The organism is Sporolactobacillus spathodeae (assembly GCF_016908935.1).
Classification (GTDB): Bacteria; Bacillota; Bacilli; order Bacillales; family Sporolactobacillaceae; genus Sporolactobacillus; species Sporolactobacillus spathodeae.
Window position 1 is genome coordinate 1 of record NZ_JAFBEV010000043.1, and the last position, 10,145, is coordinate 10,145.

Below are 10,145 nucleotides of genomic sequence, written 5' to 3' on the forward strand. Positions count from 1 at the left end.
GCGAGCAGCTGAAGCACATTTGTTTCAAAATAGGACTTGGCTAAGCTAAGTTTTTCTAATACGTTAAGAAAGTAAAAGGTTTCAGGGGAATTAATTAAGTATAAGAAAAACTAAAAATTCGCCCTCGTTCAGAGGATTTGACTCAGCTAAGTTTTTCTAATTTGCCCGGCATCTCTGGCTGGGCATAGGTACTGGAAACGGAGGGGACGGGATGTATCTCAAACGCTTGGATGTGTCCGGTTTCAAATCTTTTGCGGATAAGACATCTATTGAGTTTGTGCCCGGAGTAACTGCCGTCGTTGGACCCAACGGGAGCGGCAAAAGCAATATTACTGAAGCGATCCGTTGGGTGCTTGGCGAACAATCGGCCAAATCACTGCGCGGAACGAAGATGGAAGACATAATCTTCTCAGGAAGTGATGCGCGCAAGGCAGTCAACCTTGCCGATGTAACATTGATACTGGATAATAGCGATCATTATCTGAATCTTGATTTCAGTGAACTGAGCGTAACTCGGCGCGTCTTTCGTTCTGGAGAGAGCGAATTTCTGATCAATGGACAGAGCTGCCGGCTGAAAGATATTGTCGATTTATTTCTTGATTCAGGTCTTGGTAAAGAAGCTTATTCGGTGATCGGACAGGGTAAAATTGATGAAATATTAAATAGTAAAGCAGAAGACAAGCGACGGATTTTCGAAGAAGCGTCGGGCGTTCTTAAATATAAGCTAAGAAAGCAGGCTGCGGAAAAGCAGCTCGATGATGCTGAAGATAATTTGAGCAGAGTTGAAGATATTCTCCATGAGCTTGAATCGCGCCTCGAACCACTAAAGGAACAGGCATCGCTCGCCAAGGAATATTTGGAAAAGAAAGAGGAGCTGAAACAGGTTGATGTCGGCCTGCTCGCTTATGATATTGAGCGAATGCATGCAGATTGGACTGCTTCAAAAACCGAGGCGGCGCGCTTGGAAAAGGAGCGGGTGGCACTCGAGCAGGAAATAAGCGCTGAAGAATCAGCTTTCAGCAGCAACAGACAGGCATTGCAGGAACTGGAACAGAAGATTGACAGCTTGCAAAATGCCTGGGCGATGTATGGCGAACAGCTTGAGAAGCTACTTGGACAAAAAGAAGTCCTTGCAGAACGTAAACGGCATGCGGAGACCACATCTGAAGAATTGAAAGATCGATTGACAAGCGTCGCGCAGCAATTGCAGGAGGCGCAGAAGGCACTGCAAGAGGCTGAAAGGGCATATAAGTCGGAGAATAGTCGAATGAAGGCATTAAATACTGATCTCTCTGAAAAAGAGGCAGCGTTTGGTGGCTTTGCACAGAATCTTGAAGCACGGCTTAATGAACTGAACAGCCAGTATGTGGAAATACTAAATCAGCAGGCAGCGCTCCATAATGAACAACATTATCTATCGGAACAAGACAAAGCAATTGAGGAGAAGAGGCGACGGAGTGCCGCAAACACGGACGCTGTTCACCGAACACTCAGGAAAGCACAAGAGGAAAGAGAGAAAACCGAAAGCAATCTGGCACAAGCAAGTGAAAGACGCGACCAGTTGAAAACGCAGTTTGCCGTTCAGAAAAATATGCTTGAGAAAGACAAAAAGCGTTATGATCAGCAAAAAGCGGCAATTGAGAAAATTGATCGACTATCTGATCAGGCTATATCGCGCAAGGAAATGCTTGAGGCGCTTCAAGAGGATTATGCCGGTTTTTACCAGGGCGTCAAGGAAGTACTGAAACATAAAGAAAAGCTTCAAGGGGTTCATGGAGCGGTAGCAGAGTTGATTCGCGTTGACCGCCGCTATCAGCTGGCGATTGAAACGGCGCTCGGTGCTGCAGCGCAAAGTGTGATTGTTGCCGATGAGACCGCCGGACGTCAGGCGATCCGTTTCTTGCGCGAGCGTCAGGCAGGACGAGCGACGTTTTTACCAATGGCGGTTATCAAGGGGCGCAGCCTTGGCGCCGCTGAACGGCAGTTGATTATTGAGCAACGGGATTCACTTGTTGGTTTGGCGGATCAGCTGATTCAATGTGAGGCGCGCTATCGTCCGATTCTGGCGCACCTGCTCGGCACGACCGTTATTGCACAATCACTTGCCGGAGCGAATCAGCTGGCGAAAATTCTGCATTACCGCTATCGAATTGTGACACTTGAAGGGGACGTTGTCTCGCCAGGTGGTGCCATGACTGGCGGAAGTGTTAAAACGAATCGCTCCAGTGTCCTGAGTCGAACGACAGAGATAGAATCGTTGAAGCAGCAGATTGATGAAATGCGCGCGAAAAGCAGCGAATTAAAACAGTCTTTTTCTGCTCTGAAGGCTCGGATAGCCAGCGAAGAAATGGAAACTGCCAAAATGGGACAGGCACTCGCAGCTGCTGAAGACGCTTATCGGAATCTTGAAGTGCTGTGTAGCCAGTCGCGAGCCGAAGAAAAAAACAGTGCGGATAAATTTCAATTGTTGTCTCGTGAGAACAGCGATTTTGTTAAAGAACAGCAAGCGATTCAGAACCGTCTGAAGGTAATCGCCGCTGAACTACAGAACAAGCAAGAGCAAGAGCAACAATCGTCTCAAGAAATTGCGCGGTTCTCCTCGCTGCGAAAAAACAGAGAGGCAGCAAAAGATGCGTTGCAGGAAGAAATTACGGCGCTTAAGGTTCAGGCGGCGCATCAGAGCCAGGTTACCTTGCATTTGAAAGAGAAGATGCATGAGTCCGCGGAAAAAGCGGCTGATCTGAAGGCAACGCTCGCCGCGCTGCAGTTATCGATGGCGGATGTGGATGAGACGCTGGGCGGTCATGAATTATCCGCAGAGGACCTGGATCGCCGTGCGCAAACGGTTAAAGGGGAGAAAGAATCCGCAGCAGATGAACTGGAAAAAGCGAAGGCTCTGCGTCGGAACAAACAGGAGCTATTGTCAAAAGGTGAAGCCGAACTTAGCGATGCCCGGCGACGAATGAACCAGTTGACGAGTGCCCTTGAGCACGAGAATGTGTCGCTGAACCGGCTCGATGTCGCACTCGACCACCTGATTGATACGCTGCGTGAGGAGTACGAATTGACTGTTGCGGCGGCGAAAGAACAATTCCCGCTAACCCTTGAACCGGATGAGGCGCGTAAAAAAGTTAAATTGATTAAACGGTCAATTGATGAATTAGGTACGGTCAACCTAGGTGCGATTGAAGAATATCAGCAGGTCAGCGAACGGGAACATTTTCTCTCGGAACAACGTGAAGATTTGCTGCGCGCTCGCGCCAATCTTGAAAATGTCATGACGGAAATGGATCAGGAAGTTTGCCAACGTTTTTCGAAGACTTTCGGACAGATCCGGAATCATTTTCGGACGGTCTTCGCTGAATTGTTCGGAGGCGGACAAGCCGACTTAAAGTTGATTGATCCGGACGATCTTTTGAATAGCGGCATTGACATTCTCGCTGAACCGCCGGGAAAGAAATTGCAGAAACTGTCATTGCTTTCTGGCGGCGAACGCGCACTGACTGCGATCGCGTTACTCTTTGCGATTCTCAAGGTCCGTCCAGTGCCGTTCTGCGTCCTTGACGAAGTGGAAGCGGCGCTGGATGACGCTAACGTCGATCGCTACGCGGAATTTTTGAAAAAATTCAGCTCCGAAACACAGTTCATTGTAGTGACACATCGCCATGGCACAATGGAACACGCCGATGTACTCTATGGCGTGACGATGCAAGAATCCGGTATTTCGCGGCTTGTTTCCGTGCGTTTGGAAGAGACCGAAGAATTGCTGCAAGCCGGTGGCTAAATCATCCCGTAATTAAAATTAGAGAAGAATCGCAAAGGAGGTTTCGTCAATGAGTTTTTTTAGCAAAATCAAGAATAAAATAACCGGACAAACAGAGGCGGCAACCGAGAAATTCCGCACAGGGATGGCACGGACACGGAACTCTTTTTCGGAAAAAATGAATAATCTTGTCAAGCGTTATCGAAAAGTGGACGAGGAATTTTTCGAGGAGCTTGAAGATATTCTTATCGAATCGGACGTCGGCGTGACAACTGTAATGGATCTCGTCGAAAAATTAAAAGATGAGGCGCGAACAAGAAATATTAAAGATAGCCAACAGCTGAAAGATGTTATTGTTGAAGTGCTCTCAGATTTTTTGGCGAAAAGCAAAGAAGAGACGGCGCTCCGGATCAACCCGCACGGATTGACGGTCATGCTGATGGTTGGTGTCAATGGCGCCGGAAAAACAACGACAATCGGTAAACTCGCGAATCGCTTAAAAAGTGAAGGAAAAAACGTTTTACTGGCGGCGGCGGATACATTTCGTGCCGGTGCAATTGAACAGCTTCAAGTCTGGGGTGACCGAACCGGAATTGATGTGATTCGCCATCAGGAAGGCTCTGATCCGGCTGCTGTCATTTATGATGCGGTGCAAGCAGCAAAATCAAGAGGTGTTGATGTGCTGCTTTGCGATACAGCGGGTCGCTTGCAGAACAAAGTCAATTTGATGAATGAACTTGGAAAAATCAAACGAGTGATCGAGCGCGAGGTACCGGGTGCACCGCAGGAAGTGCTACTTGTACTTGATGCAACAACGGGTCAGAACGCATTGAACCAGGCAAAACTCTTCCGCCAGACATCCGACGTCACCGGCATCGTGTTGACGAAACTTGATGGCACGGCTAAGGGGGGGATCGTTCTAGGTATCCGCCACGAAATGGATATACCTGTTAAACTGGTTGGGCTTGGCGAACAGGTGAACGATCTGCAGCCATTTAATGCTGATGCTTTTATTTACGGTTTATTTGCAGAACTTTTTTCTGAATCTGAGGATGATCCTTCGTGAACGCTAAGGTAGCACCTTGTTAAGGAAGAAGCTTGACACGTCGTGCGTATTCCGTTAAAATTACTCAGTAAAGTAAAAGACCTTTACAGTTAAGGGGATTTTGCGATGCTTGAGAAGATTTTGAGAGTCAATGCCTTGTATGATTTCTATCAGCCGCTTCTCACCCCCAAACAACAGGAATATCTGGATCTTTATTATCTCAATGATTATTCGCTTGGCGAGATTGCGGAAAAATGCAGCGTGTCAAGACAGGCTGTCTATGATAATCTGAAACGGGCAGAGAGTACACTCGAAGCCTTTGAAGAGAAACTAGGCTTATTCCGCAAATACCAGGCCAGACAGGTTCTGCTTGCAGCAATCAGAACCTGTGCGGCGGAGTGGGACAATGAAGGCCAGGCAGAACTGGATTCGGTGTTGAAGAAACTAGAGAATCTGGATTAGGAAGTGAGCTCAATGGCATTTGAAGGTCTTGCAGACAGACTGCAACAGGCGATGAAAAATATTCGCGGCAAAGGCAAAGTCTCCGAAGCTGATGTCAAGCAAATGACACGCGAAGTACGGCTTGCTCTTTTGGAAGCCGACGTTAATTTCAAAGTCGTCAAATCATTTGTCAAGACAGTTGAAGCCCGCGCGGTCGGACAAGATGTGCTGAAAAGCTTGACGCCCGGCCAACAAGTTATTAAGGTTGTCCAAGAAGAATTGACAGCGTTGATGGGCGGCGAGCAGACGAAGATCAATTTTGCGCTGAAACCGCCGACGATTCTCTTATTTGTCGGTCTTCAGGGTGCCGGTAAGACAACGTCCGCAGCAAAGCTGGCTCAATATTTGCGTAAAACGCATAATAAGAAGCCATTGATGATCGCAGCCGATATTTATCGCCCGGCTGCTATCAAGCAATTGCAGACCCTTGGTGCTCAGCTAAAAATTCCGGTTTTTTCAATGGGCGACAAGGTCAACCCGGTCGAGATTGTCCGTCAGGGTCTCGCGCAGGCGGCAGCGGATCATCATGATTTAATCCTGATTGATACAGCCGGCCGCCTTCACATCGATGATAATCTGATGGAAGAGCTGGAGCAAATTAAAACGATCAGCCATCCGGATGAAATTTTTCTTGTGGTTGATGCCATGACCGGACAGGACGCAGTCAATGTCGCATCAAGCTTTCATGAACGTCTCGGCCTGACTGGGGTAATCATGACGAAGCTAGACGGCGACACACGCGGTGGCGCGGCATTATCGATTCGCGCGGTCACTGGGACGCCGATCAAATTCGTCGGCATGGGCGAGAAGATGGACGCGCTTGAGCCTTTTCACCCGGATCGGATGGCTTCGCGTATTCTCGGCATGGGCGATGTTCTCTCACTGATCGAAAAAGCCCAGGCTTCTTTCGATGAAGACAAAGCTCGCGAGATGGAAAAGAAAATGCGTGACGTCAGCTTCACGCTAGACGATTTTTTGGATCAGATCGGTCAGGTTCGCAATATGGGCCCATTAGATGATCTGCTCGCGATGATGCCGGGCGCGAACAAGCTAAAGGGCATGAAGAATCTATCGATTGATGAGAAGAAAATTGATCAGGTCGAGGCAATCATTCGCTCCATGACGCCGTCGGAAAAAAACGATCCGGAGATTATCAACGCGAGCAGGCGAAAGCGAATCGCGTTGGGTAGTGGCACGTCGATTGCCGATGTCAACCGTCTTCTTAAGCAATTTAAAGACATGAAAAAAATGATGAAACAGTTCATGGGGCAGGCCAAGGGCAAGAAGCGTAAGAATCCTTTTAATATGCCTTTCATGTAACTTTATCATAGCTAAGAAAAATAGGCGCCGACTTCCACGGACAGTGGATATCGGAACCGCCGAAACAAAAAATTTATTGAGGTGTTTAATTATGTCAGTTAAGATTCGTTTAAAACGCATGGGTGCAAAGAAACGCCCATTCTACAGAGTTGTTGTTGCCGATTCCCGTGCGCCACGTGATGGCCGTTTTATTGAAGAAATCGGTACGTACAATCCGGTTTCCACACCGAAAGCATTCGAAGTGAATGAAGAAAAAGCACTGGACTGGCTGAGCAAGGGCGCGCAGCCTTCAGATACGGTTCGCAATCTATTCTCAAAAAATGGCATCATGGAAAAGTTCCACAACGCAAAGCTACAGAAATAAGGATGCGGGAGCGGATATAAAATGGAGGAATTGATTAAAGCCATTGTTGTCCCGCTCATTGACCATCCTGATCAAATGCTTCTTACACATGAGGAAAACGCCGGAGTGGTCACTTATACCTTGACAGTCAGTAAAAAGGATATAGGCAAAGTCATTGGGAAAAATGGTACTGTGGCTTCAGCCATCCGTACTGTGCTTAATTCGGCTACCAAAAATGGGGAGAAGATTCGTTTTCTGATTCGTGAATAAATGCCCGGGAATGATGCAACGATAAATGATCGGGTATAAAAAAGAGAAGGGGGTTTCCCTTCTCTTTTTTAAGATGAAGTATAAAGTTTTTCGCACAAAAATGCAGCGCAGGTGCTCTGACGCCTTGCGGGAAGAGCAGGACAAGGGAGACCCCGCAGATTACTGTCTGTCCGAGGAGGCTTCCGTCCTGCCCAAGGCAAGCGAGCAACCGAAGCGCAATAGTTGAAAAAGGACTTGGCTAAGCCAAGTTTTTCTTATAAGAAAAGAATGTATCTGATTTAATAGGGCAAAAGTGGCGACAGAGCTCGAGCGCATTTTTGAAAAAAAGACTTGGCTAAAAACAGAGGCGGGGACTGATACTCACTAACAAAGGAGGCTGCATGATGACTGATTGGTACTATGTCGGCAAAATTGTCAACACCCGTGGGATCAAAGGTGAAGTCAAAGTGATCAGCGAAACTGATTTTCCAGAGCAGCGTTTTGCGAATGGTGCGATCCTCTACGCGGAGGATCCAAAAACACACCGCCGTCAACCGCTGACCGTAACTGGATTCCAGTCTCGCAAACCATTTGTCTGCCTGACTTTTGCTGAATACGATTCGATTAATGAAGTGGAAAAGTTTAAGGGCCATAGTTTATTTGTGCCGCACGATCAACTGCAGGCACTCGGTAACGATGAATTTTATTACCATGAAATTATCGGTGCCGATGTCTATACAGAGGACGGCCGGCTACTTGGTTCTGTGAAAGAGATCCTCTCACCAGGAGCCAATGATGTTTGGGTTGTCAAGACGAGCGGCAAGGATATTCTTTTGCCTTATATTAAGGATGTTGTCAAAACGATTGATGTAGCGAAACGCAAAATTATCGTGCATTTGATTCCGGGGTTGATCGATGATGAAAATTGACATTCTCTCGCTGTTTCCACAGATGTTTCAAGGCGTGTTGACTGAATCAATTCTTGGCAAGGCAGCGGAAAATCATATCGTCTCCTACCAAATTACCGATTTCCGGAACTATACACAGAATAAGCATCATAAAGTTGATGATTATCCGTTCGGCGGCGGTGCCGGCATGGTTCTAATGCCGCAACCAATTTTTGACGCGTTAGACGCGGTGCGTGGCGCGGATTCGAAACCTGCGCGTATCATTCTGACGTCTCCTCAGGGGAAACCCTTTCAACAGAGGGATGCAGCAGAGCTTTCAAATGAAGACCATCTGATTTTTATTTGTGGGCACTATGAGGGGTTTGACGAGCGGATCGCGGAGCATTTGGTCACCGACGAGTATTCAATTGGCGACTTTGTGATGACCGGTGGGGAACTAGCAGCCATGGCGATGATAGATAGCGTTGTCCGGCTGCTGCCTGGTGTCCTCGGGAATGAGACGTCAGCAGTCACCGATTCTTTTTCGGATGGTTTGTTAGAGCATCCACATTATACACGTCCCGCCAATTTTTGCGGCATGAAAGTTCCGGACGTCTTGCTTTCAGGGAACCATGAGCGGATTCGCGACTGGCGTCATAAAGAGTCGCTACGCCGCACGTGGGAGCGTCGTCCGGAATTACTAACTGATCGTTCATTGACGGAAGAGGAGCAGCGCTGGCTGAATGAATTTACGCTTCATGCATCCGAAAAAGGGTGCTGATGAGGCCATTTGACCGATTGCACAGGCGGTGATCAGAGCGTTTTATCAATTACTTGTCCAGCTCATAAATAAAATACTGCTTGCGGCAAAATAATCAGTATGCTATGATAAAACTTGTGGCAATTGTGTTTTGAATACGATGTTCCGCTGCCCTCTCGAAGCTGGTAAGAGCATTTGTACGGAAGGAGGCCATGATTGATTATGACCAATGTAATCGACGAAATTACGAAGGAACAGTTGCGCAGCGACATTCCGGACTTCAGACCTGGTGATACGGTCAAAGTTCACGTGAAGATTATTGAAGGCACGCATGAACGTATTCAGGTGTTCGAAGGCGTTGTTATCAAGCGTCACGGTGCGGGAATCAGCGCAACTTTTACCGTTCGCAAAATCTCTTACAGTGTTGGCGTGGAACGTGCTTTCCCTGTCAACTCGCCTAAAATTGAAAAAATCGATGTGGTTCGTCGCGGCAAAGTACGTCGTGCGAAACTGTATTATCTCCGCAATCTGCGCGGCAAAAAGGCACGTATCAAGAGCAGATAAGCTTGTTTTTTGTTCATCGAACAATAGACGCGAGAGGGGGTCTGGGCAACCAGACCTCTTTTTGTACATTAAGAATGTATAAGATTTTGCACGAAATAATAGAGTGTAGGCGCACTGGCACCTTGTGGGAAAGCGATCCAAGTTAGCCCCCGCAGGTTAATGTCTGTCTGAGGAGGCTCCCGTCCTGCCCGCGGCAAGCGAGCAGCCAAAGCACATTTCTTACAAAAGAGGACCTAGTTAAGCTAAGTTTTTCTCCAAACATAAGCGTGTCTATGATTTTTGCCGAAAAATACAGCGAAGGCGCGAGACGCCTGCGGGAAGAGCAGGACAAGGGAGACCCCGCAGGTTAATGTCTGTCTGAGGAGGCTCCCGTCCTGCCCACGGCAAGCGAGCAGCCGGAGCGCATTTGTTACAAAAAGAGGCCCTGGCTAAGCTAAATTTTTCTCCAAACATAAGCGAGTCTATGATTTTTGCCGAAAAATACAGCGAAGGCGCGAGACGCCTGCGGGAAGAGCAGGACAAGGGAGACCCCGCAGGTTAAGGCCTGTCTGAGGAGGCTCCCGTCCTGCCCGCGGCAAGCGAGCAGCCAGAGCACATTTGTTACAAAAAGAGGACCTAGCTAAGCTAAGTTTTTCTCCAAATATAAGCGTGTCTATGATTTTTGCCGAAAAATACAGCGAAGGCGCGAGACGCCTGCGGGAAGAGCAGGACAA

At 47.9% G+C, this 10,145-nt stretch carries 9 protein-coding genes; all 9 read left to right on the forward strand.

All coding sequences use genetic code 11. The annotated features are described in order from the left end of the window. Nucleotides 1-211: 211 nt before the first annotated feature. The 9 genes from smc to rplS all read left to right on the forward strand — a co-directional run bounded on the left by smc (nucleotide 212) and on the right by rplS (nucleotide 9,432). Nucleotides 212-3,784 carry a chromosome segregation protein SMC gene (smc, locus tag JOC27_RS13190; protein ID WP_205007741.1) on the forward strand — a complete coding sequence of 1,191 codons (3,573 nt, stop codon included), beginning with the start codon at nucleotides 212-214 and terminating at the stop codon, nucleotides 3,782-3,784. A 49-nt stretch (nucleotides 3,785-3,833) separates the two neighbouring features. After that, nucleotides 3,834-4,829: a signal recognition particle-docking protein FtsY gene (gene ftsY, locus JOC27_RS13195; RefSeq protein ID WP_205007742.1), complete on the forward strand. Its 996-nt coding sequence runs from the start codon at nucleotides 3,834-3,836 to the stop codon at nucleotides 4,827-4,829. A 105-nt stretch (nucleotides 4,830-4,934) separates the two neighbouring features. Continuing rightward, nucleotides 4,935-5,270, forward strand: a complete 336-nt coding sequence (locus tag JOC27_RS13200) for a putative DNA-binding protein (RefSeq protein WP_205007743.1) — start codon at nucleotides 4,935-4,937, stop codon at nucleotides 5,268-5,270. Nucleotides 5,271-5,282: 12 nt separating this feature from the next. After that, nucleotides 5,283-6,629 (forward strand): signal recognition particle protein, encoded by a 1,347-nt coding sequence (gene ffh, locus JOC27_RS13205; protein WP_205007744.1) that lies wholly within the window; start codon nucleotides 5,283-5,285, stop codon nucleotides 6,627-6,629. Nucleotides 6,630-6,720: 91 nt separating this feature from the next. After that, complete coding sequence (rpsP, locus tag JOC27_RS13210; RefSeq protein WP_205007745.1) at nucleotides 6,721-6,993, forward strand: 30S ribosomal protein S16; 273 nt, start codon at nucleotides 6,721-6,723, stop codon at nucleotides 6,991-6,993. A 21-nt stretch (nucleotides 6,994-7,014) separates the two neighbouring features. Next, a complete protein-coding gene (locus tag JOC27_RS13215) occupies nucleotides 7,015-7,242 on the forward strand; it encodes a KH domain-containing protein (RefSeq protein WP_205007746.1) in 228 nt (75 codons plus the stop codon). 383 nt (nucleotides 7,243-7,625) lie between these two features. Continuing rightward, entirely contained in the window at nucleotides 7,626-8,150 is a 525-nt protein-coding gene (gene rimM, locus JOC27_RS13220; RefSeq protein WP_205007747.1) for a ribosome maturation factor RimM, read from the forward strand. Then, nucleotides 8,140-8,889: a tRNA (guanosine(37)-N1)-methyltransferase TrmD gene (gene trmD / locus JOC27_RS13225; RefSeq protein WP_205007748.1), complete on the forward strand. Its 750-nt coding sequence runs from the start codon at nucleotides 8,140-8,142 to the stop codon at nucleotides 8,887-8,889. Before rimM ends, trmD begins: the two co-directional genes overlap by 11 nt. Nucleotides 8,890-9,090: 201 nt before the next feature. Continuing rightward, nucleotides 9,091-9,432 (forward strand): 50S ribosomal protein L19, encoded by a 342-nt coding sequence (gene rplS / locus JOC27_RS13230; RefSeq protein WP_205007749.1) that lies wholly within the window; start codon nucleotides 9,091-9,093, stop codon nucleotides 9,430-9,432. Nucleotides 9,433-10,145 lie beyond the last annotated feature (713 nt).

Bases quoted from the DNA above. Each gene is read 5' to 3' on its own strand.
- smc (WP_205007741.1), top strand. From the start codon at position 212: ATGTATCTCAAACGCTTGGATGTGTCCGGTTTCAAATCTTTTGCGGAT.
- ftsY (WP_205007742.1), top strand. From the start codon at position 3,834: ATGAGTTTTTTTAGCAAAATCAAGAATAAAATAACCGGACAAACAGAG.
- JOC27_RS13200 (WP_205007743.1), top strand. From the start codon at position 4,935: ATGCTTGAGAAGATTTTGAGAGTCAATGCCTTGTATGATTTCTATCAG.
- ffh (WP_205007744.1), top strand. From the start codon at position 5,283: ATGGCATTTGAAGGTCTTGCAGACAGACTGCAACAGGCGATGAAAAAT.
- rpsP (WP_205007745.1), top strand. From the start codon at position 6,721: ATGTCAGTTAAGATTCGTTTAAAACGCATGGGTGCAAAGAAACGCCCA.
- JOC27_RS13215 (WP_205007746.1), top strand. From the start codon at position 7,015: ATGGAGGAATTGATTAAAGCCATTGTTGTCCCGCTCATTGACCATCCT.
- rimM (WP_205007747.1), top strand. From the start codon at position 7,626: ATGACTGATTGGTACTATGTCGGCAAAATTGTCAACACCCGTGGGATC.
- trmD (WP_205007748.1), top strand. From the start codon at position 8,140: ATGAAAATTGACATTCTCTCGCTGTTTCCACAGATGTTTCAAGGCGTG.
- rplS (WP_205007749.1), top strand. From the start codon at position 9,091: ATGACCAATGTAATCGACGAAATTACGAAGGAACAGTTGCGCAGCGAC.